Raw genomic sequence first — 23,055 nt, 5'->3', positions numbered from 1 at the left:
TTATTTAGATGGTTCGATTTGCCAATTTGTGATACCATGTATTAGGTATAGTTCAGCATTATCATATGCTGATTAAGCAGGAATTTCAATCAATGTTATTTTAATTGATTTAGTAATTAAGTGACGGTGAAATCTTTTGAAAATTTTAAAAAAACAACATAAATTATCAAAGAGTAATCGAAATGGACATAAAGCAGACAGTATTCCGTTTCGGTTAAATTTTTTATTCGTAATTGTGTTCTTACTTTTTGCGGCATTAATTATTCAATTGGCCCATTTACAAATCATTGATGGAAAGAAATATGTTTATGATGCTTCAAACAGTAACATGCAGACCGAAACCAAAGATATGCCGCGGGGAATGATTTATGATTCTTCAGGTAAATTGCTGGTTTCAAATGATGCAGCAACGGCAATTACGTATACAAAGCCGCTTTCAGTTACATCCCAAGAAATGTATGACGTTGCGAATAATTTAACAAAGTATATCAGCGTTGATACGTCACAGTTAACTGAAAACATGAAGCAGGCATATTATCTTGGAAGTACGGCCAATGCGGAAAAGGTTCAAAAACATATTAAGGATGCCAACTCATTAAGCGGTTCTGCTCTTTATAAACAAGAAATGGCATATGTTAAGGATCATGGATTGGTCAATAATCTTAGTCCACAACAGCAACAAGCTGCCGTTTTGTACAATAAGATGGACGGGGCATATTCCCTTTCAACCGTAATGTTAAAAGCCAATGGTGTTTCAGCCGTTGAAATGGCTCAGGTTGGGGCGCATTTATCACAATTACCAGGAGTTAAGATTGGAACCAGCTGGTCACGGAGTTATCCTGGCGGGGATTCGATCAAGGAAATTGCGGGGACGGTAACAACTGAAAAGCAGGGATTGCCAAGTGATAAGCTGAACATCTTGCTTGCAGAGGGTTACTCACGCAATGACAGTGTTGGTTCAAGTTACATTGAATCGCAATATGAAGATGCCTTGAAGGGCGACAGTGAGATCATTAAGGTTGAAACCCAGAACAATAAAATCAAGAAAGAAATCAAACAATATGGCGGAAAGCCAGGGGATGATATTCAATTAACGATCAATGCCCAGTTCCAAAATGATGTTCAAAATATCATGAAGAACTCTCTTCAAAGCGTTGCGGGCGGGAACCCATATGTTCCAGGAGCCTATGCCGTTGTTATGAATCCGCATACCGGTGCGGTTTATGCGCTTGCGGGAGTCAGTCGTGATATTCAAACCGGAAAGATCACGGATAACGCAATTGGCGCAATTAACCAAACCTTTGTAATGGGGTCCGTTGTGAAGGGTGCGACGGTAATGGGAGCTCTTCAAGATGGGGTAATTACGCCAACGAATAATACCCTTGAAGAACAACCAATCAAGTTAGCTGGAACGGCACCGAAGACATCATGGTTTAACAAGAGTGGTTCGGCTAACATGCCGTTAACAGCCCCTGAAGCCTTGGAAATTTCATCAAACACGTATATGATGCAGCTTGCAATGCTTGAAGCGGGAATTAAATATTCACCGGGAATGTCGCTGGCCAGCATGTCACCGTCGATCTTTACAAAGATGCGGGATAACTTCAACCAATTTGGATTAGGGGTTAAGACCGGCATTGATCTTCCGGGTGAATCAGCCGGCTTTGAAGGTCCTTCAGCCAAGGCGGATATTGGGAAGGCGCTTGACCTTTCATTCGGGAACTACGATACATATACAACATTACAATTGGCACAGTACATCTCGACCATTGCCAATGGCGGTTACAGGTTGCAACCGCACGTCTTAGATTCGATCCACGACAATGGAAAAGACGGAAAGATGGGCAAGACGATCTATCAATTTATGCCAAACATCTTGAATGTTGTTCCAGGAACAGCCGCTCAATGGGATGTTGTTAAGAAGGGGCTTTACCTTGTAATGCACGGAAATAATCCATATGTTACTGGGAAGTACCTGAATGGCGTTAAACCGGAAATTGCCGGAAAGACCGGGACAGCCCAAACATATTACAAGAATAATCCGACTGAAACGTTAAGTGGGGTAAGTTATGCTCCATATAATAATCCGCAAGTTGTTGTTGCGGTTGCATTCCCTGGAATGGCGAATAATACTGAAAGTAAAGTTAACCTGGATGCAATCAAGCAGATTTATGCAGCTTACTGGAAAGATGTTCAGTCAAGTGATGGATTTTAATTGAGAATCAAGTGAGAAGAAGGTGAATTGATCACCTTCTTTTTTTATCTTAAAAACCGTGTCAAGGAATTTTCCTTAACAATTAGTAAAAAACGGTAGCAATATCTTTTAAAAGATGATATTATATTAACGTTGAAGGTTTAAACGCCTTATTAGACAGAATATGAAGAGTTGGAGGGTATTTCGATGCGTGTTAATATTACATTAGAATGCACAGAATGTGGCGAACAAACATACTTAACAAACAAGAATAAGCGTCACAATCCAGATCGCTTAGAACTTAAGAAGTATTGCCCACGTTGTCGTAAAGCAACTTTACACCGTGAAACAAAATAACAACAGGAATTAAACCCTGTTGTTTTTCTTTTAAAACGCTCATCCCCTTAAAAAAGGGATGTTTTTTATCACAGTCTGATGTAATCGGTGTCATTAGTGCTGTGATTGAAAGGAAAAAGCATGAGCAAGAAAAGACCAAAGATGACGATTATGTTAATTGTCATTAATATTGCGATGTATTTATTAATGACAGTTGCAGGCGGTTCAACGAATCCGAATATTTTAATTGAATTTGGTGCGAAAGATAATGCGTTAATTGCGGCGGGACAGATTTGGCGGTTATTTACGCCGATGTTTTTGCATATTGGGTTTCAACATATCGTATTAAATATGGTAACCCTTTACTTTTTAGGAATGCAGATCGAATATTTATTTGGCACGTGGCGTTTCTTAGTTATTTATCTGATAAGCGGAATTTGCGGAAACATTGCAAGCTTTGCATTTACGCCTGCGATTTCAGCAGGGGCAAGTACAGCATTGTTTGGTCTGTTTGGCGCATACCTGATGCTTGGCGAGTCATTTCGGGATGACCCGTATATTCGGACGATTGCAAAGCAATTTTTAGTTTTAGTTGTTTTGAATTTGTTAAGCGATTTGACCGGATCAATTGATCTTTGGGGACACCTTGGCGGCCTAATGGGCGGTTTCTTATTAGGTTACATTGTTGGCGCTCCTCAAATTGGAAAAGTTGAAACGCATAAAAGATGGCTGGCCTTAGTTGGTTTAGTTCTTCTGTTTGCAGCAATTTTTGTCAGAGGAATGCATACCGCTACGGCTTAAGATGGGGATGTTATTTTGAAAAACTACTATGACGTTCAGCAATTTTTAAAGCAGTTCGGCGTTTTTATTTACGTCGGCAAGCGGTTATGGGATATTGAATTAACGGCAATTGAACTTGATCACTTGTATAAAGCCGGTGTTGTTGATCAAAAGACGTACCTCAATGCCAAACTTATTTTGGACAAAGAGCATCGCGAAGAAGAAAAGCGCGAAGCGGCGAAAAAAGACATTTAGGAGGAGCATTATGGAAAAAAAATTAATTGGGGTTGACCTTGGCGGGACAACGATCAAATTTGCGATTACAACTGAAGATGGTGAAATTCAACAACGGTGGAGTATTGAAACCAATATTTTAGATGAAGGAAGCCACATCGTTCCTGATATCATCGAATCAATCAACCACCACCTTGAAATGTATGGAATGAAGCCAGATCAATTTATCGGAATTGGAATGGGAACTCCCGGAACAGTTGATCTTGAAAAAGGAACAGTTGTTGGGGCATACAATTTGAACTGGAAGACTGTTCAAAACGTTAAGGAAGAAATCGAAAAAGGCACAAACATCAAGTTTGCGGTTGATAACGATGCCAACGTTGCAGCCCTTGGCGAACGGTGGAAAGGTGCCGGCGAAAATGCCGATGACGTTGTCTTCATTACGTTAGGAACCGGTGTTGGTGGCGGAATCATTACCAACGGAAAACTTGTTCACGGAATGGGTGCCGGCGGTGAAGTTGGTCACATGAACGTTCACCCAGGCGGCTACTTATGTACATGTGGAAACCGGGGTTGTCTTGAAGCTTATGCATCAGCAACTGGGGTTGTTCGGGTTGCTCGTGACATGGCTGAAGAATATGCCGGCAATTCGAAACTTAAACAATTAACCGATGACGGTGAAGAAGTTACATCAAAATTAGTCTTTGATTTGGCTAAAGAAAATGATCCATTGGCTAAAATGGTTGTTGACCGGGTATGCAACTACTTAGGTTTGGCTTGTGCCAACTTTGCAAGTATTTTGAATCCAAGTGCAATCGTAATTGGCGGGGGCGTTTCAGCTGCCGGTCAATTCTTGCTTGATCAAGTTCAAAACTACTTTAACGAATATGCATTCCCAACGGTTAAGAGTTCAACTGAAATCAAGTTAGCTCAATTAGGAAATGAAGCTGGCGTAATTGGAGCTGCTTCATTAGCATTGAAGTTTAAGGACTAAGATTATTTGGTTATTTTGAAAGGAGCCAATTGAATTGCTTTTAGGAAAAGCCCACTCTGTTTTATTTTGGGTCGATATGATTTTAATTATCATTTTGTTATGGATGGTAATTAATCAAGTTGTAATTTTTGTTCGTAGTCGGCAGGCAGCTAAAATCGTTGATAACGAAGAATTCAAGAAGGCAATGCACCACGCTCAAATTATTGATGTTCGTGAAGAAGATTCATTTAAAGCCGGTCATATCTTAGGTGCGCGGAATATCCCGTTTTCACAATTTAAGATGTATATTGGTGGTATCCGGAAGGACATGCCGGTTTACTTGTATGAACAAGGAAAAGCCCTTGCTCTTCGGTGTGCGATCATGCTGAAAAAGGAAGGCTTTGATAAGATCTTCGTTCTTAAAGGCGGATACAATAAGTGGGACGGAAAAAAGAAGAAAAATTAAAAAGAAGGTGTGACAAAACAGCTCGTTTGTTTTGGAACCCGATAAAAAAAGGCTGGGATCGAAATCCCAGCCTTTTTTATTACCTTAATTAACGTTGATGAGCTGAACGGCTCTTCCGAAGAGCACGGCGACGGTGTTCTTCTAAGATTGCTTCACGTTCTTCCATTGGTTCAACAACTGTTTTCTTAAATGCATAAACGGCACCAGCAACAACGCCAACGGTTGTTACGATCCCAGTAAAGAATCCCTTACCAAATGATTTCATGGAAATTCCTCCTCAATTATTGGTATATTATCATTATGAATTAAATCGCCAAAAAATGCTAGGTAAAACTGTTAAAATTTAACTTGAATGATACAATTACAAGAGAAGTAAGGAGAAAGGAGCAGGAAAGTGGCGCAGAAGGTTTTAATGATCGTTGGGCCAACGGCGGTTGGAAAGACAACGTTATCAATTAAGCTGGCCCAAAAATTTAACGGTCAGGTTGTGTCGGGAGATTCGATGCAGGTTTATCAAAAGCTGGACATTGGAACCGCGAAGGTCACCGCTAAAGAAATGCAAGGAATTCCGCATTACTTATTGGATGAGATTCCAGTTGACCAACGTTTTTCGGTTGCCGATTTCATCGACCGGACTAAAAAAGCAATTTCAAAAATTGCGGCTCAAGATGCGCTGCCAATGCTGGTTGGTGGGACTGGCTTCTATTTGCAGTCACTTATTGATGACTTTCATTTTGGAAATGATCAATATCAGGATGACCATTTGCGAAATCAACTTCATCAGTATGCCCAAGAGCATGGGCAACAAGCACTGTGGGACCGGCTTGATCAAATCGATCCGGTGGCAGCTGCCAAAATTCCGGTTACCAATGAACGCCGGGTAATTCGGGCATTGGAAGTTTTTGAAAAGACCGGTAAGAAGTTTTCGATTCAAAGGGATCACGCCAATGATACTTATGACTTTTTGATCATCGGGTTAAATACGGAACGGGCGGTATTGTATGAGCGGATTAACCACCGCGTTGATTTGATGGTCAAGGATGGGGTCCTTGATGAAGCCCGCTATTTGTATGAAAATGGTGGAAGCAAATTACCAGCTGGAAAAGGAATTGGCTACAAAGAATTTTATCCATATTTTGAACATCAGGCTTCGCTTGAAGAATGTATCGCAAAAGTCAAACAGAATTCGCGGCATTATGCTAAACGGCAATTAACATGGTTTCGCAATAAGATGGATGTTCACTGGTTTGACCTTGTTCAAAACTTTGACACGGACTATCCGCGAATTATTGAATTAGTTGAAAAATGGTTAAAGGAGAAAAGATAATGGAAAAATGGATTGAAAAGTTTCCGCAGGATTTACAACAAAAGGTTGCTGAAGTTGATCAAATGATTGCGCCACAATTGGCAGCAGTTGATGAAACGGTTTTATATAACCAACAGCGGATCTTAGATTTATACCGTAAACACCATGTGGCTGAAGAAGACCTCGTTGGTTCAACGGGATATGGGTATGATGATGTTGGCCGTGATAAACTGGAAGATATTTTTGCTGATTATTTTAAGTGTGATGACGCCCTTGTACGGCCGCAAATGGTTTCTGGAACGCATGCGATTTCAACGGCGTTATTTGCATCGTTAATGCCAGGCGATACTTTATATTACATGACAGGAATGCCGTATGATACGATCCAACAGGTAATTGGAATCGTCGGCGATAATCCGGGTTCAATGAAGGAATATGGGATCAAGTTTGCCTATACTCCACTTAAAGACGGCAAAATTGATTATGATGCAGTAGGGGCAAAGCTGAAGCAGGATAAATCGATCAAGGTCGTTGCAATTCAACGTTCGCGCGGATATGCTACCCGGGATAGCTTTACGGTTGCTGAAATCAAAAAGATGATTGAATTTGTAAAGGCGATTGCTCCGGAAGCAATTATTTTCATCGATAACTGTTATGGTGAATTCACCGAAAAGGACGAACCGACATTTTACGGAGCAGACTTAATGGCCGGCTCAATGTACAAAAATGCTGGTGCGGGAGTGGCCAAATCAGGAGCCTTTTTAGTTGGCCGGCATGATTTGATCATGCGCGCATCATCACGCTTATTTGCACCAGGTCCTGGTAAAGGCGAAGGCGCAACGTACGGCTATCAACGTGATTTTTACCGCGGCTTTTTCCTTGCTCCGCATACAACGGGCGAAGCCGTTAAGGGAGCAATTTTTACCGCCGCATTGCTTGAAAAGATGGGAGCAGAAGTTTCACCGAAATGGGATGCTCCGCGGACCGATCTTGTTCAAACGGTGATCTTCCATGAACGGGAAGCAATGATCAAATTCTGTGCAAGTATTCAGCATAATTCACCGTTGAATGCGTTTGTTGATCCAATTCCAAGTGAAATGGATAATTACGAAGATGAAATTATTATGGCATCCGGAAGCTTTGTTGAAGGTTCAACGATCGAATTATCAAGTGATGGGCCGCTGCGCGAACCGTATGCATTGTATATTCAAGGGGGATTATCATACGCCCACGTGAAGGTTGCAATTACCAATGCGGTAAATGAAACATACTATAAAGCGTAAGATGTTATAAAATATAACATAAGTCCATTGACAGACGAGTGGGTGATTGATATGATTGAACCAATGAGAGGAGGGTTGTTATGAAAGAAAAGGAACTACGTCGCTCCCTTGCTGTTCTTCCAATTGGAACGGTAATGAAGCTTACGGATTTAAGTGCCCGGCAAATTCGGTACTATGAAGAACAAGAATTGGTGATTCCTGAACGAAATGAAGGAAACCGCCGGATGTATTCATTAAACGATATTGATAAATTGCTTGAAATTAAGGACTACCTTGCAGATGGGTATAACATGGCTTCAATCAAGAAAATTTATGCCCAAAAGGCAGCTGAAGAAGAACGTCGTCGTGAAAAGATGGCGCAATCTTTGTCAGATGACGCTGTTCGGAAAATTTTGCGCAATGACTTTGTCAACGCTGGCGGACTTAACCGGCATAGCAAACCTTCGATTCGTAACAATCGGACGCTCTAATTTATCAATTTTAAAAGGAGCCTATTAATAAAATGGTTAAGCATGATTATACTAAGGCCGATATTCGGCGGATGGCTAAAGAAGAAAACGTTCAATTTTTACGGTTAATGTTTACCGATCTTTACGGAACGATCAAAAATGTGGAAGTTCCGATTAGCCAATTAGATAAGTTGCTTGATAATAAATTAATGTTTGACGGTTCTTCAATTGACGGCTTTGTTCGGATTGAAGAAAGTGATATGTGGTTATATCCAGACTTATCAACCTGGATGATTTTTCCATGGGGAAGCGAACACGGAAAGGTTGCCCGGATCATCTGCGAAGTTTACACAGCTGACCGCAAGCCATTCATGGGCGATCCGCGGAATAATTTGATGCGCGTCTTGGATGAAATGAAAGCAGAAGGGTTCACCGACTTTAACATTGGTCCGGAACCTGAATTCTTCCTTTTCAAACTTGATCCAGAAACCGGCAAACCAACGATGCATTTGAACGACAACGGCAGCTACTTTGACTTTGCTCCGGTTGATATGGGGGAAAACTGCCGGCGGGAAATCGTCCTTGAACTTGAACGCATGGGCTTTGATGTTGAAGCATCGCACCACGAAGTTGCTCCTGGTCAACACGAAGTTGACTTTAAGTATGAAGATGCTTTGCATGCTTGTGACAATATTCAAACCTTTAAGTTAGTTGTTAAGACCGTTGCCCGGAAGCACGGCTTGCATGCAACATTCATGCCTAAACCATTAGCTCAAGTTAACGGCTCTGGAATGCACATCAACATGTCACTTTTCGATAAGAACGGCAATGTCTTCTACGATGAGAATGGCGACCAAAAGTTATCTCAAAAAGCATACTACTTCTTAGGCGGATTATTGAAGCACGCCCGGAGTTTCACGGCAATTACCAACCCAACCGTTAACTCATACAAACGGTTGGTTCCTGGGTTTGAAGCTCCGGTTTACGTTGCATGGTCAGGTCGGAATCGCTCACCATTAATCCGGGTTCCAATGGCACGTGAACAAGGCACCCGGTTTGAATTGCGGTCAGTTGATCCGTCAGCTAACCCATACATGGCGATTGCTGCGATTTTGGAAGCCGGCCTTGATGGATTACGGAATAAGATCGAACCGGCTGCATCCGTTGACCGTAACATTTACGCAATGGATGAAGAAGAACGGCGTGAAAATGGCATTAAAGATTTGCCATCAACATTGCACAATGCCCTTAAAGAATTGAAAAATGATGAAGTAATTCAAGGCGCTCTTGGGGAACACCTCTTCAACAATTTCGTTGAAGCAAAGACACTTGAATGGGATTCATACCGGCAAGACGTTTCACAATGGGAACGCGACCAATACCTTGAATTGTATTAAAATCAATTTGAAAGTGATTAAAGACTGTGACGGATGTCACAGCCTTTTTGTTATCTCCAGATGATCGTGTTTTAAACTCTTTGATCAGCAATAAATGAAATCTTCATTAGAAAATTGAAAACCTTTGGAAATCACTTGAAAAATAGGCGTTCAAAGGGGATAATAGTTATTAAAATTGTTTCTAGAGGAGATTCAAAATGCCAAAACGCGGAATGTTAATTGTTCTTTCAGGACCATCAGGAGTTGGAAAGGGAACTGTACGAAAGGAAATCTTTTCACGTGAGGATAATACTTTCCACTATTCAGTTTCAATGACGACCCGGAAGAAGCGTCCCGGAGAAGTTGATGGAAAAGATTATTTCTTTGTTTCAAAGGAAGAATTTGAAAAGGAAATTGAAAATGGCGGGATGTTGGAATACGCTAAATATGTTGACAACTATTACGGAACACCTTTAAAATATGTTAATGAAATGTTAGATCAAGGTAAGGATGTTTTCCTTGAAATTGAAGTTAAGGGTGCAATGCAAGTCCGGGAAAAGGTTCCGGATGGGTTGTTTATTTTCTTAACACCACCAGATTTAATGGAATTACGTCAACGGATCATTAATCGGGGAACGGATGATTTAGCAACAATTGACAAGCGAATGGAAAAGGCTGTCGGTGAGATCGAAATGATGCAGAATTATGATTATGCAGTTGTGAATGATGAAGTTCCAAAGGCTGCAGAAAAGATTCAAACGATCATTCGGGCTGAACGCTGGCGCGTAAAACGGTTCTTACCTGATTACAAGAAACAACTTGGCTTAGACGATGATCAACAATAAGGAGATGCTGTCAAATGATTTTATATCCATCTGTCGATAAACTTTTAGAACATGTTAACTCACGTTATTCATTAGTAATGTTAGCAGCTAAACGTGCTCATGAATTAGATGCTGGCGCATTACCATTGTTAAACGAAGACGAATACAAGTCAGATAAGAATGTTGGTAAGGCTTTGGAAGAAGTTGAAGCTGGCAAGTTGACAATTAAAGGTGAAAACTAATTTTTAATTTAAATCAATATGATGGGAGGTTGTGACATGGTGTCCGACCTCTTTTCTTGTATTAATAAGCGATGGGGTGAAGAAATGGCATTGAAAGGTAAAAAAATCGCGGTTTATGTGACCGGGGGAATTGCAAGTTATAAGGTTGTAAGCTTTGTTCGGCTTTTGATCAAGGCAAAAGCTGAAGTCCGCGTGGCGATGACGGCGGCAGCGACGAATTTCATTTCACCGTTGACAATGGCGACGTTGTCCAAAAATCCGGTATTAACAAATTTTAATGACGCTGAGCAACGCGGGGAGTTTATTCCGCATATTGAAATTGCGCGGTGGGCAGACCTTTCGATCGTCATTCCGGCCACGGCAGATATCATTGGGAAAATGGCAAATGGAATTGCTGATGACCTTGTTTCGTCGGCACTGACTGCAACGGCGAAGGATAAATTCGTTGTTCCCGCAATGAATGATGAGATGTGGGCTAACCCTGCTGTTCAACGAAACGTTCATCAGTTGAAAGCCGATGGAATTCACATAATGGAACCGGCGACCGGCTTTTTAGCAGAAGGATATGCCGGAAAAGGGCGAATGCCGGAGCCGCAAGCAGTTTTAGAGTGGATTGAAAAGCAAGCGAATGATCAGCCGCTTCGGGGAATCAAGGTGCTGGTAACGGCTGGAGGAACGCAAGAACCAATTGATCCGGTGCGGTTTATTGGAAACCGTTCAAGCGGCAAAATGGGAATCGCGCTTGCTGAAAATGCAGCCCTTCAAGGAGCCGATGTAACGTTGATTGCGGGAATGGTTACGGTTGATTTGCCAACGAACGTGAACGTGATCCGCATCCAAACGTTTGCGGATCTGCAAACTAAATTAATGGAAGAGTTTCCGCAAAATGATGTCTTGATCATGGCCGCCGCGGTTTCAGACTACCACGTTGAACGGCCGGATGATCAAAAAATTAAAGCGAATGCTAACCAGCAAGTTCAGTTGACACTGAAACGGAATCCAAATTTATTGCGGATATTAGGTAATCAAAAGCATCGCCAAGTTTTAGTTGGCTTTGCTGCTGAAACGGATCACCTGCTTCAAAATGCAACGGCTGAACTGGAAGATAAAAAGGTCGATATGATCGTTGCCAATGATGTTTCGCGCAGCGATATTGGATTTGGCAGTGACCAAAATGCCGGCTATATTTTGCAGCCGCATCAGGAACCACTTGAAGTTTCAAAGGTTTCAAAGCAGGTTTTTGCACAGAAAATATTAAATGAAATCGAAAAATTGATCAGAAAAGAGGAAGGTTAAAATTAGTCGATATGCAGAAGTAATTGTCGATGTTCCGGCAATGCAGACCAACCATCCGTTTACTTATCAAATTCCAGCAAAGTTTCAGGACTTTTTGCAAATCGGGATGCGCGTTGTGGTTGAATTCGGTAACGGAAACCGGAAAATTCAGGGATTTGTGACGGGACTGACAGATGAATATTCAGGTGAACACCAATTAAAATCAGTGATCGATGTGATTGATTTGAATCCGGTTTTAAGTGATGAAGCCATGGCGATGGCAGATTGGCTGACGCAGCGGACGTTTGCATTTAAGATTCGCTGCTTGCAAGTCATGCTCCCGAATGCAATGCGGGCAAGTTACCGCAAAACGCTTAAGTTGACCGGTAAAAATATAACCCCAGACCTTGCCACTCTTTTTGATCACCAAAGTGAAGTTGAGTTTAATCCACAAAAGTTAACTTCAAGTCAATTAAATCAAGTTGAGAAGTTACGCAAGGCAAACCAAGTTGAAATTGTCTATCACGTTGATGACCGGGCAAAATCAAAGTTAGTTTGGGCATTTAAAGCTCAAATGACGGTCGAAGAATTGCAGACAGCCAAGAAAACGTTAAGAAAAAATGCAGCCAAACAGAAACGCTTGCTTGACTTTTTGATCACGAATCATGAGCAAGAATTTGTTCAAAGTGATGTGACCCGGAAAAATAATTTTACTGCAAGCGACTTGAAAATGGCTGCCCAAAAAGGATGGATTACCCGGTATCAAATTGAAAAGTACCGTAATCCATATCAAATTGACCAGGTCCAACCGTCGACGCCCAAAAAGTTGACTGCTGAACAGGCCAAGGCGACGAATGCGGTTGATCAGGCAATTGACGGAAAACAAGCAGCAACCTTTTTACTTGAAGGAGTAACGGGGAGCGGCAAAACTGAAGTTTATTTGCAGATCATTCAGCATGCGCTTGCGCAGGGCAAATCAGCTTTAATGCTTGTTCCGGAAATTTCGTTGACCCCGCAAATCGTACGGCAATTCAAAGCCCGGTTTGGCGATCAGGTTGCGCTTTTACACAGTGCATTATCCGACGGTGAACGATATGACGAATGGCGTCGGATTGAAAAGGGCGATGCTCAAGTCGTTGTTGGCGCCCGCTCAGCAATTTTTGCACCGATCAAAAATCTGGGCGTCATTATCATGGATGAAGAGCATGAAACAAGTTACAAACAGGAGGACATGCCGCGGTATCATGCGCGCGATGTTGCCCAGTGGCGCGGCCAATATCACCATTGTCCAGTTGTTCTTGGAAGTGCAACGCCATCGCTTGAATCCCGGGCACGGGCGCAAAAGGGCGTTTACCAATGGTTACGATTGACGAAGCGGATTAACGGGAAGGATTTGCCGCATGTTCAATTAGTTGATATGCGGCAGGCAGGCCGCTATGCGCCAACGACAGATATTTCCCAAGAATTGGCAACTGAGATTCAGAAAAAACTTGCGTTGAATGAACAAGTTGTTTTAATGTTAAACCGAAGAGGATATTCTTCATTTTTGATGTGTCGCGAATGCGGTGAAGTGATCAAGTGTCCGAACTGTGATATTTCATTGACGTATCATAAAGATACGAATTCATTAAAGTGTCATTATTGCGGCCATGAAGAACCGGTTCCGCAAGTTTGTCCGAATTGTCACAGCAAGGCAGTCCGGTATTTTGGAACCGGCACGCAACGGGTTGAAAAGGAATTGACTGAACTTTTCCCAACTGCCCGGATCTTACGCATGGATGTTGATACGACCCGGCGCAAAGGAGCGCATGAACGAATCTTAGATGAATTTGGCAAGCATCATGCAGACATTTTGCTTGGAACTCAAATGATTGCCAAGGGGCTTGATTTTCCCAACGTAACGCTTGTGGGAGTGTTAAATGCCGATACTTCGCTGGGATTGCCGGATTTTCGGGCAAGTGAACGCACATTTCAACTTTTGACCCAGGTAAGTGGGCGTGCCGGCCGGGCTGAAAAAGAAGGCAATGTTTTGATTCAGACATACAATCCGGATCACTATGCTATTCAGTATGCCCAGCGGCAAGATTATGAACATTTTTTCGGAAAAGAAATGCAGGTTCGGCATCAAGGTGGATATCCACCGTATTACTATACGATTCAAATTACTGCAAGTGCGCGAACGGAAGCGGATGCGGCGCAAAAAATGTTCCAAATTCGCGGTGAGGTCGTCAATTATTTGTCTCAAAAAGCCGTGATTTTGGGGCCGACACCGCAGTCAATTATGCGGATCAATAACCGGTATTATTACCAATTAGTAATTAAATATAAAAATGAACCACAACTTGAAAAATATCTTCAAAACTTATTATTAACCAGTCAAAAAGAAGAACGAAACGGATTGCAAATCGTAATTGATCGCGATCCGATGAACTTTATTTAATTGAGGAGTGAAATGAATGACATCAATTGTATTTATGGGAACCCCCGACTTTGCTGCCAACATTTTAGCTGGCGTGATCGATGCTGGGTATGATGTAAAGGCCGTTGTGACCCAACCAGACCGGCGGGTCGGACGGAAACACGTTTTGACCCCGACACCGGTAAAAAAGGTTGCTTTGGACCATGGAATTGAAGTTCTTCAACCGGAAAAAATTTCAGGCAGTCCGGAATGTCAACGGGTGATCGATCTTCAACCGGACTTGATCGTCACGGCAGCGTTTGGCCAATTTTTACCAATGAAGTTGATCAATGCGGCGAAAATTGCGGCCGTGAATGTTCACGGATCACTTTTGCCAAAGTATCGTGGCGGGGCCCCGATTCAGCATGCCATTATGAATGGCGATTCAAAAACGGGCGTTTCGATTATTTACATGGTAAAGAAAATGGATGCCGGTGATATTCTGAAACAGGCTGAAATGCCGATCACGTCAAATGATGATGCGGGCTCAATTTTTGAAAAAATGAGTGATCTTGGGCGGGATACTTTATTGCAACTTCTTCCTGATTTAATTGCAGGCAACATTCATCCGGTTGCTCAAAATGAAGATGAAGTTGTCTTTTCACCAACGATCAGTCCTGAAGAAGAAGAATTGCATTTAAAGCAAACTGCTCACCAAATTGATTGGCAGGTTCGCGCTCTTCGTCCCGCTCCAGGAGCATATTTCAGTTCCTTCAAAGGAAAACGGACCAAGATCTGGGACGTAACGGTGTTGGATGAACAAACAGATCTTCCCGTAGGAGCTGTGGTTGAAGTTGGCAAGCATCAATTAAAAGTTGCTGCAGCGGATGGAACAGTTTATCAAATCAATCGAATTCAGCCGGCTGGGAAACCGCAAATGGATATTACGGCATATTTGAATGGGGTTGGCCAAGGAATTAAAGCAGGACAGGAATTGATCAATGAAGAAAACGATTAAACAGACGCCGCGCTTTTTAGCCCTGGATCTGCTTTTGCGGATTCGAAAGCACAGGACGTATTCAAACATTGCTTTAAATGATGTGATTCGGCAAAACCGATTATCACGGGCCGATGCCAATTTGTTGACGACACTTGTGTACGGTTGCTTGCAGCATCGCTTAACGTTGGAATATTGGCTTGAACCGTTTATTAAAAATAAGAAAAAAGTTGACCCATGGGTTTGGGAATTGCTTTTATTAGCGATTTATCAAATGCAGTATTTAGACAAGGTTCCGGACCATGCGATCTTTAATGAAACAATTGAAATTGCAAAGGTTAAAGGCCATGCCGGAACACGTAAATTTGTGACGGGTGTTTTGCATGCGATCAAACGGAATGGATTGCGTAATTTTGACGATTTAACGGGCGCTCAACAGTTATCAGTTGAAGAAAGTATCCCGCAATGGATCATTGAGCAATTGATTTCAAAGGTCGGGCTTGAGAAAACAACCCAAATTGCGCGGGCCGTTAACCAAACGCCGCATGACAGTTTACGGGTGAACACTGGGAAAATCAAGGGTGCAGAACTACAAGCTCAACTTGAAAAGGAAGGAATCCCAACGTCTCCAAGTGAAATCGCTGCTGCTGGGTTGGTTGCGCAAAAGGGCTTTTTAGCGGGAACCGCCGAATTCAAGCAGGGCGACTTTATTATTCAGGATGAAAGTGCAATGTTAGCGGTTGAGTCAATGGATGTTCAACCCGGTCAAAGTGTTTTGGATGCATGTGCTGCTCCCGGCGGAAAAACAACCCAAATTGCAACTGCACTTGCCGGTCAAGGAAAGGTCGTTGCGCTTGATATTCATCAACACAAACTAAAATTGATTCAACACAATGCAGAGCGGCTCGGAGTTGAGAACGTTATTGATCCTCAACTTTTGGATGCCCGCCAAGCCGGAAAACTTGGAAATGCACGGTTTGATCAGATTTTAGTTGATGCGCCGTGTTCTGGAATCGGATTGTTGCGGCGAAAACCAGAAGTTCGTTATGAAAAAACGTTGCAGGATTCGCATCAACTGGCCCAGATCCAGTTGCAGATTTTAGACGCCGTTGCGCCGACATTAAAATCACAGGGAAAATTAACGTATAGTACGTGCACGATCTTACCATCGGAAAATCAAACGGTTGTTGATCAATTTTTGAAACAGCATCCGGATTTCGAACAGGTTAAAACACAGACGAAAAAGAATGTTAAGGATCAACGGTCAGCGCTTGGATTAACGATCTATCCGGACGATTTCGGTTCGGATGGATTCTTTATTGCAACGCTGGTGAAAAAGTAGGTGCAATTTTGAAAAGTTCATTTTTAAGTGATATTGGCAAGGTTCGCAAGGTCAATGAAGACTCGGTCGGACTGTATCAAAATCAAAAACAAATTACTTTAGGATTAGTTGCTGATGGAATTGGCGGCAATCGTGGCGGCGACGTTGCATCGGCAATGATCGTTCAGCATCTCGGTTACCTGTTTGAAGAATCGTCATTTGAAACGGTTGCCCAGGCTTATGAGTGGTTGCAAAAGCAGGTTCAAGTTGAAAATGATCTTTTGATCCAGAAAGGTAAGCAGTACCCGGATCTTGAAGGAATGGGGTCAACGTTAGTCTTGATTCTGATCGATTCGGAAAACTGCATTATTGCAAATATTGGAGACAGCCGGGGCTACCGGTTGCGAAATAATGAGTTACAGCAAATTTCGCGGGATCATTCGCTTGTCAATGAGTTGATCAAACAGGGTGCAATCACGAAGGAAGAAGCAGCTAACCATCCGCAAAAAAACGTAATCGTTAAAACCCTGGGAATCAATCACGATGCCCAAATGGATCATTATGCGTTGAAGGTTGAACCACACGATTTATTCTTACTGTGTACTGACGGGCTTTCCAAACTGGTGGCAGAGGCTAAAATCAAAGCGATTTTAACGGCTCCGGGTTCGCTTGAAGAAAAATGCCAGCAACTAATCACCCAAGCACGGGTCAACGGTGGCGATGATAACATTACTGCTCTTTTGGTTGCGGCAGACGAAAGTGGTGAACGGCGATGCGAGTAGGATATGAAGTTGGTAAACGGTACCGCATTATTCGTTCACTTGGTGAAGGCGGCATGGCAAATGTATATGAAGCCGAAGATCTTGTTCAAAAGCGCCGCGTGACCCTTAAAATGTTGCGGTTTGATTTGCAGGATGATCCGCGTTCCGTTGAACGTTTCCATAAAGAAGCGAATTCATTAACAAAACTTGATAATCCGCACATTGTCCAAATCTATGATTTTGGTAATGATCATGGGGTGCCGTACCTGATCATGGAATACGTTAAGGGGACGGATTTAAAGACGTATTTAAAAGAACACTATCCGCTATCATGCGAAAAAGTGGTTGATATTATGGAGCAGATTCTCTCGGCAGTTGAAAGTGCCCATCGAATCGGTATTATTCACCGGGATCTGAAGCCGCAAAACATTTTGATCGACAATTACGGCAAGGTTAAGGTTACGGATTTTGGAATTTCAATTGCGGCAATGGAATCGGCAACGATTACGAAAACGAATACCATGATTGGGTCTGTTCATTACATTTCACCTGAACAGGCCCGTGGATCGATCATCACGAAGCAATCTGATATTTATTCACTTGGAATTATCCTGTTTGAACTTTTGACCGGAAAGGTTCCGTTTGAAGGGCAAACGGCGGTTTCAATTGCGGTTAAACATTACCGGGATAATTTGCCGTCAGCACGGAAAATCAATCCCAAGGTTCCGCAAGCATTGGAAAATGTTATTTTGCATGCAACGGCAAAAAAGCTGAAAGACCGTTATCCGGATGCCGAAACAATGGCGCGGGATTTAAAAACGGCGTTATTACCGGTGCGGAAAAACGAACCGAAATGGGAAGTCCCAACGGAAGATGACGCTGAAACGAAAACGTTGGTCATTCCGACGACCGAATCATCCAAGCGGCAACCTTCAACCGGATCACGCAAGACGAAAAAAACAAAGCAGCAGAAGAAAAAACGAGTCTATCGCCGGCATCCAATCGCTTTTTTGATTGGAACGCTTGGTGTGATCGTTGTGATTACGATCTTACTGATGTCGTTGAAGGTCCAGGTTCCAGATTTACGTGGAATGAGCGTGCGTGAAGCCCAGGAAGTTTTGTTGAGCAATAACCTTAAACTTGGTAAAAAGCGGTATGAATACAGTAGTTCGTATTTGAAAGGGCAAACGATCAGTAGTGATCCAGCGCGCGAAACGACGGTTAGCCGGAATTCGAAGGTCAACATTGTGATTTCAAAAGGGCCGTTAAAAACTAAATTTGGATCATATATTGGACAAAACTTTGATCAGGTTCGGAAAAAGTTGAAGGCGAAGGGCGTCCTTGTGGATAAGGAAACGACGTATTCAAACAAGTATCCGGCAGGTCAGATCGTTAGTCAAAGCATTGATCCGTCAATGAAGGTCAGTTTGTATCAGCTTCCGGTTACCTTTACGGTCAGTGAAGGGGTTCAAACGTTTAAGATTCGTGATTTGACGGGTTACACGCAGAAAAGTGTGATCGACTATGCCCAAGAACATAACATTACGATTATTTTTGAACAACAGTATTCAAATACGGTGCCAAAGGGACAAGTGATTTCGCAAAATCCAAAGGCAAATACGACCGTTAAGGCTGGTTCGCAGGTGATCGTAACGTTATCGCTTGGACCGAATAATAATTCAGAAAACGGGAATAATAACTCCGCAACAAGTCAGAGTTAAATGAAAGGATAAAGATTATTGAAAGGCCAAATTAGGCAATCTTTAAGCGGTTACTATGATGTGGTAACTGCTGATGGGGCGGAATACCGGACCCGGGCGCGCGGGGTATTTCGCAAACGCAAACAATCACCTTTAGTCGGTGACTGGGTTGAATTTAAAGTTGAAAAGGATGGCGGCTATTTATTAAAAATTGATCCGCGGAAGAATCAATTGGTCCGGCCGCCGATTGCGAACGTCGACGATGCAATTGTTGTTTCGGCGTGCGTGGAGCCAGATTTTTCGAGTAATTTACTGGACCGGCAATTAATTATGCTGGCTGCTAATCAAATCGACCCGCTTCTGTATTTTTCAAAGTGGGACCTGTTAAATGCAGACCAGCAGGCCGCCATGCAACTGGTGATCGATTATTATCAAAAGTACTACCCGGTTGAAGTTGCCGGAAACAACGCCCCGCAAAAGCTTCTGCGCGATCTTCAAGATCAGGTGATCGTTGTAATGGGGCAGACCGGTGCGGGGAAATCGACTTTACTAAATCAATTAAATCCGGATTTGAAACTGGAAACCGGTGAGATCTCGAAAGCATTAAGTCGGGGGAAACACACGACCCGAAAGGTAACATTAATGGAGATCGAGCATAATTTAATTGCGGATACGCCGGGCTTTTCGTCATTTGACTTACTTGAAATTGCGAAGGAAGATTTACCGAATTATTATCCGGATTTCGTTGCATATCGTGATCAGTGCAAGTATCGTGGCTGTTTGCACGTGAATGAACCGCACTGTGCGGTTAAAGAAGCGGTAGCGAACGGCGAGATTTTGAAGTCCCGGTATGAAAATTACTTGCAATTTCATCAAATGATTTTGGAACGCAAACCGCGTTATTAAGGAAGGATTGCGATGAAGGTCAATGTTTTAACTGGGGGACCGCTTGCATGCGTTCCGCAAACGATTTTTGAACAAAAAGATGAACAGTGGTGCGGGGTTGATTACGGTGCAGTTGAATTGATCAATCATGGAATTAACCCGATCCTTGCAATTGGCGATTTTGACACGGCGACTGCTGCAGAACGGTTGCAGGTTAAAAGTCAAAGTCACCAATTCGTTTACCGGCCGTTAAAGGATGATATTACGGATACGGAGTTGGCATTAAGATATTTGTTTGCGCATTACACAATTGACCAGCTTAATCTTTATGGGGCAACCGGTGCACGCATGGATCAGCTGCTGGCAAACTTGTTTTTTATTTTGAAACCGGAGTATCGGAAACAGGTTGAACGAATCACGATCATTGATCGGTGGAATGAAATTCGCTTTTTCAAACCGGGACGCCACCAGCTTAAGCGGAATCCGCAAATGAAGTATTTGGCATTTATTCCGTTAACAGCGGTTGACGGGTTGGTCCTTCCAGATGAAAAGTATCAGCTGCAACGGACCGATTTTGATTTTCCAGTTGCACTGTCAAGTAATGAATTTGTTGGTGAGAAGGCAACCTTTAGTTTTGAACAGGGAATTTTAATGACGGTTCAAAGTTGTGACTAAAAAAACAGGATGGACAACATTGTCCATCCTGTTTTTTCGTCTTTAATTAAACACGAGTAACCTTACCTGATTTCAAGGCACGAGCAGAAACCCAAACCTTCTTTGGCTTACCATCAACTAAGATGCGAACCTTTTGCAAGTTTGGCTTCCAGCTACGGTTTGTTTGGTTCAAAGCGTGTGAACGCTTCTTGCCGAAAGTTGTCTTCCGACCGGTTACAAAATCTTTAGCCATTTTGATTTCCCTCCTTTACCTTTACGATCTTAAAAATAAAGATTCTTTATTCACTAGACTAAATTATCATACATAAGGTGTGATTGCAAGATTTTTCTGTAAAGTAAATTAACTTGTCAGCTAAAATCGATTTTTGTGCTATGATAATATAGTGCTTATTTAAATATCCTGAATGGTGTTTAATTGGCTTTTTTTTCAAAATTGCGTATGATACAATGGCGATAACGATTATTGTCATAAATAAGGAGGCAAATTCGAATGGCAGTGAAGATTCAAAACCAACTCGGTAAAATTGATATTAGTAACGATGTAATCGCAACTGTTGTCGGTGGAGCTGCAACTGAAATTTTTGGAATTGTCGGCATGGCAAGTAAAAATCAAATTCGGGATAATTTAAACGAAATTTTAAAACGGGATAACTACTCAAAGGGAGTTGTTGTTCGTCAAACTGACGACGGAATTGTAATCGATGTTTACATTATTGTCGGTTACGGAACGAAGATTTCAGAAGTTTGCCGAAATGTTCAAGAAAAAGTTAAGTATAATCTGGACTCAATGCTTGGGGTAACGGCCAAAGCAGTTAACGTGATCGTTCAAGGCGTAAAGGTTATTGAAGATTAACGTTGATGGGTACCAAGGAGGATTTTGAAGGTTGAAAATTTCAAAGATTACTGAAAATGAATTCCGCAAGATGATTGCGGTTAGTTCAAATCGGTTAAATAATAATGCGGAATTTATTAATTCATTAAATGTCTTTCCAGTTCCAGATGGTGACACTGGGACTAACATGAGTCTTTCATTTGCAAGCGGTGCAAAGTACGTTTCAGAATCAACATCATCAAGTGTTGGCGAACTTTCACAAGCCCTTGCAAAGGGATTGCTGATGGGCGCTCGCGGAAATTCAGGCGTTATTCTTTCACAAGTCTTTCGCGGATTCAGCAAGAATGCGGTAGCCAAAGCAGAGTTGACCCCCGCAGATTTAGCTGATGCCCTTGTTGCGGGAGTTCAAACGGCATATAAAGCCGTTATGAAGCCCCAAGAGGGAACGATTTTAACGGTTGCCCGGAAAGCTGCTGAAGCTGCAACGAAGACAGCTAAGACATCTGATGACTGTGTGGAAGTCATGGAAGCCGCTTATGAAGCCGCTGAAGCTGCATTGAAGACGACCCCTGACTTATTGCCAGTCTTAAAAGAAGTCGGCGTTGTTGATTCCGGTGGTCAAGGATTGACTTTTGTTTATCAGGGATTCTTTGATGCTTTATCAGGAAATGTTCGTGACGAACAGGAATACCACCCAACTCCGGCTGATATGGACGACATGGTAAGTGCTGAACACCATAAGAGTGTCCAAAGTCAATTAAACACGGAAGACATTCAATACGGTTACTGTACTGAAATCATGGTTAAATTAGGTGCTGGCCGGTTAGTGGATGAAAAATTCGATTATGATACTTTCCGCGGCTATCTTTCAGAAATCGGAAATTCCCTTTTGGTAATTGCGGATGATGAAGTGGTTAAGGTCCACGTGCATACTGAACAACCAGGGAAGGTTCTTTCGTATGGTCAAAAATTCGGTTCATTGATCAAGGTTAAGGTTGATAACATGCGGCTTCAACACGAAACGATCCTTGAACAGGATAAAGAAGCCGAAGAAGAACAACAAGCTGAAATCAATCAAATTGCCGGCGATTATGGCATCATTGCCGTTGCTTCAGGCGATGGGCTTGCCCAATTATTCCACAGCGTTGGGGTAACCCAAATTATTCAAGGCGGGCAAACGATGAATCCAAGTACAAAGGACATCGTGGATGCCATCAATGCGACGGGCAAGGATAAGGTAATTGTTTTACCAAATAACAAGAACATTTTCTTGGCAGCTGAACAGGCAGCCGACGTTGCGGATGCAAACGTGAAGGTTGTTCATACCCGGTCAATTACTCAAGGGTTGAGCGCAATGATCAACTTCAATAAGGAAGCCGACATTGATGAAAATGTGGCTGCAATGGAAGAAGCCCTTGATGATGTGATCTCTGGACAAGTAACGGTTGCTGTCCGGGACACAACGATCGATGGTCAAGAAATCAAGAAGGATAACTATATGGGAATTGTTGATGGTTCGATCAAGGTAACTGATCCGGATCGCAAGCAAGCAACCCTTGAAATGGTGAAAGCAATGCTTGATGAGGATAGTGAAGTGATTACGATCATCTACGGTGCGGATGCTGATCAGGCAGAAGCCCAAGCAATTGCTGATGAGATCCAATCATGGGATGAAGATTATGAAATCGAGATCCATGAAGGTGACCAACCGGTTTACCCATACTTGATTTCGGTTGAATAATAAAATT

Annotated in this window: 24 protein-coding genes; 22 read left to right on the top strand and 2 right to left on the bottom strand. The window is 42.5% G+C overall.

Going from position 1 to position 23,055, the window contains the following annotated elements; all coding sequences use genetic code 11:
- The first annotated feature begins 136 nt into the window (after positions 1-136).
- The 6 genes from A3O17_RS07180 (at position 137) to A3O17_RS07155 (ending at position 4,983) form a co-directional block, all read left to right on the top strand.
- Entirely contained in the window at positions 137-2,215 is a 2,079-nt protein-coding gene (locus A3O17_RS07180; protein WP_081255679.1) for a peptidoglycan D,D-transpeptidase FtsI family protein, read from the top strand.
- Between the two features lie 186 nt (positions 2,216-2,401).
- Complete coding sequence (gene rpmG / locus A3O17_RS07175) at positions 2,402-2,551, top strand: 50S ribosomal protein L33 (protein ID WP_057827910.1); 150 nt, start codon at positions 2,402-2,404, stop codon at positions 2,549-2,551.
- A gap of 120 nt (positions 2,552-2,671) precedes the next feature.
- Positions 2,672-3,331, top strand: a complete 660-nt coding sequence (locus A3O17_RS07170) for a rhomboid family intramembrane serine protease (RefSeq protein WP_064213206.1) — start codon at positions 2,672-2,674, stop codon at positions 3,329-3,331.
- Positions 3,332-3,346: 15 nt separating this feature from the next.
- Entirely contained in the window at positions 3,347-3,565 is a 219-nt protein-coding gene (locus tag A3O17_RS07165) for a YqgQ family protein (protein WP_057827912.1), read from the top strand.
- A 10-nt stretch (positions 3,566-3,575) separates the two neighbouring features.
- Entirely contained in the window at positions 3,576-4,538 is a 963-nt protein-coding gene (locus A3O17_RS07160; RefSeq protein ID WP_064213207.1) for an ROK family glucokinase, read from the top strand.
- Positions 4,539-4,566: 28 nt separating this feature from the next.
- The gene (locus A3O17_RS07155; protein ID WP_225354664.1) at positions 4,567-4,983 is read left to right on the top strand and encodes a rhodanese-like domain-containing protein; all 417 of its coding nucleotides are present in this window, start codon (positions 4,567-4,569) and stop codon (positions 4,981-4,983) included.
- 88 nt (positions 4,984-5,071) lie between these two features.
- Here the strand turns inward: A3O17_RS07155 and A3O17_RS07150 are convergent, their stop codons facing one another.
- Positions 5,072-5,248: a DUF3042 family protein gene (locus A3O17_RS07150; RefSeq protein WP_064485250.1), complete on the bottom strand. Its 177-nt coding sequence runs from the start codon at positions 5,246-5,248 to the stop codon at positions 5,072-5,074.
- 129 nt (positions 5,249-5,377) lie between these two features.
- On the opposite strand from A3O17_RS07150, the gene miaA reads away from it, so the two are divergent.
- The 14 genes from miaA (at position 5,378) to A3O17_RS07080 (ending at position 20,475) form a co-directional block, all read left to right on the top strand.
- Complete coding sequence (miaA, locus tag A3O17_RS07145) at positions 5,378-6,310, top strand: tRNA (adenosine(37)-N6)-dimethylallyltransferase MiaA (RefSeq protein ID WP_064213208.1); 933 nt, start codon at positions 5,378-5,380, stop codon at positions 6,308-6,310.
- Positions 6,310-7,572: a methionine gamma-lyase family protein gene (locus A3O17_RS07140; protein ID WP_064207700.1), complete on the top strand. Its 1,263-nt coding sequence runs from the start codon at positions 6,310-6,312 to the stop codon at positions 7,570-7,572. Before miaA ends, A3O17_RS07140 begins: the two co-directional genes overlap by 1 nt.
- 80 nt (positions 7,573-7,652) lie before the next feature.
- The gene (locus A3O17_RS07135; protein WP_064213209.1) at positions 7,653-8,042 is read left to right on the top strand and encodes a MerR family transcriptional regulator; all 390 of its coding nucleotides are present in this window, start codon (positions 7,653-7,655) and stop codon (positions 8,040-8,042) included.
- A 32-nt stretch (positions 8,043-8,074) separates the two neighbouring features.
- Positions 8,075-9,418, top strand: a complete 1,344-nt coding sequence (glnA, locus tag A3O17_RS07130) for a type I glutamate--ammonia ligase (protein WP_064213210.1) — start codon at positions 8,075-8,077, stop codon at positions 9,416-9,418.
- A gap of 197 nt (positions 9,419-9,615) precedes the next feature.
- Positions 9,616-10,242 carry a guanylate kinase gene (gmk, locus tag A3O17_RS07125; RefSeq protein ID WP_057827918.1) on the top strand — a complete coding sequence of 209 codons (627 nt, stop codon included), beginning with the start codon at positions 9,616-9,618 and terminating at the stop codon, positions 10,240-10,242.
- Positions 10,243-10,256: 14 nt separating this feature from the next.
- Complete coding sequence (rpoZ, locus tag A3O17_RS07120) at positions 10,257-10,463, top strand: DNA-directed RNA polymerase subunit omega (RefSeq protein ID WP_057827919.1); 207 nt, start codon at positions 10,257-10,259, stop codon at positions 10,461-10,463.
- Positions 10,464-10,547: 84 nt separating this feature from the next.
- The gene (gene coaBC / locus A3O17_RS07115) at positions 10,548-11,759 is read left to right on the top strand and encodes a bifunctional phosphopantothenoylcysteine decarboxylase/phosphopantothenate--cysteine ligase CoaBC (protein ID WP_064213319.1); all 1,212 of its coding nucleotides are present in this window, start codon (positions 10,548-10,550) and stop codon (positions 11,757-11,759) included.
- A gap of 1 nt (position 11,760) precedes the next feature.
- Positions 11,761-14,178 carry a primosomal protein N' gene (gene priA / locus A3O17_RS07110; protein WP_064213211.1) on the top strand — a complete coding sequence of 806 codons (2,418 nt, stop codon included), beginning with the start codon at positions 11,761-11,763 and terminating at the stop codon, positions 14,176-14,178.
- A gap of 16 nt (positions 14,179-14,194) precedes the next feature.
- Entirely contained in the window at positions 14,195-15,154 is a 960-nt protein-coding gene (gene fmt / locus A3O17_RS07105; RefSeq protein ID WP_064213212.1) for a methionyl-tRNA formyltransferase, read from the top strand.
- Positions 15,138-16,475: a 16S rRNA (cytosine(967)-C(5))-methyltransferase RsmB gene (rsmB, locus tag A3O17_RS07100; protein ID WP_064213213.1), complete on the top strand. Its 1,338-nt coding sequence runs from the start codon at positions 15,138-15,140 to the stop codon at positions 16,473-16,475. Before fmt ends, rsmB begins: the two co-directional genes overlap by 17 nt.
- An 8-nt stretch (positions 16,476-16,483) precedes the next feature.
- Positions 16,484-17,236 (top strand): Stp1/IreP family PP2C-type Ser/Thr phosphatase, encoded by a 753-nt coding sequence (locus A3O17_RS07095; protein ID WP_064213214.1) that lies wholly within the window; start codon positions 16,484-16,486, stop codon positions 17,234-17,236.
- Positions 17,227-18,936 carry a Stk1 family PASTA domain-containing Ser/Thr kinase gene (gene pknB / locus A3O17_RS07090; RefSeq protein ID WP_064213215.1) on the top strand — a complete coding sequence of 570 codons (1,710 nt, stop codon included), beginning with the start codon at positions 17,227-17,229 and terminating at the stop codon, positions 18,934-18,936. Before A3O17_RS07095 ends, pknB begins: the two co-directional genes overlap by 10 nt.
- 18 nt (positions 18,937-18,954) lie before the next feature.
- A complete protein-coding gene (rsgA, locus tag A3O17_RS07085; RefSeq protein ID WP_064213216.1) occupies positions 18,955-19,821 on the top strand; it encodes a ribosome small subunit-dependent GTPase A in 867 nt (288 codons plus the stop codon).
- 12 nt (positions 19,822-19,833) lie between these two features.
- Positions 19,834-20,475, top strand: coding sequence for a thiamine diphosphokinase (locus tag A3O17_RS07080; protein ID WP_064213217.1), 642 nt, complete (start codon positions 19,834-19,836; stop codon positions 20,473-20,475).
- A 46-nt stretch (positions 20,476-20,521) separates the two neighbouring features.
- Here A3O17_RS07080 and rpmB read toward each other — a convergent pair whose 3' ends face one another.
- Positions 20,522-20,707 carry a 50S ribosomal protein L28 gene (gene rpmB, locus A3O17_RS07075; protein ID WP_004047397.1) on the bottom strand — a complete coding sequence of 62 codons (186 nt, stop codon included), beginning with the start codon at positions 20,705-20,707 and terminating at the stop codon, positions 20,522-20,524.
- Between the two features lie 258 nt (positions 20,708-20,965).
- Between rpmB and A3O17_RS07070 the strand changes: the two genes are divergently transcribed.
- Both A3O17_RS07070 and A3O17_RS07065 read left to right on the top strand, forming a co-directional pair.
- Positions 20,966-21,328: an Asp23/Gls24 family envelope stress response protein gene (locus A3O17_RS07070; RefSeq protein WP_057827926.1), complete on the top strand. Its 363-nt coding sequence runs from the start codon at positions 20,966-20,968 to the stop codon at positions 21,326-21,328.
- A gap of 31 nt (positions 21,329-21,359) precedes the next feature.
- The gene (locus A3O17_RS07065; protein WP_064213218.1) at positions 21,360-23,048 is read left to right on the top strand and encodes a DAK2 domain-containing protein; all 1,689 of its coding nucleotides are present in this window, start codon (positions 21,360-21,362) and stop codon (positions 23,046-23,048) included.
- Positions 23,049-23,055: the final 7 nt, after the last annotated feature.

The sequence above is a fragment of the Ligilactobacillus aviarius genome (assembly GCF_001654615.1).
Lineage (GTDB): Bacteria > Bacillota > Bacilli > Lactobacillales > Lactobacillaceae > Ligilactobacillus > Ligilactobacillus aviarius_B.
This window is presented reverse-complemented; position numbering and strand designations above follow the sequence as displayed.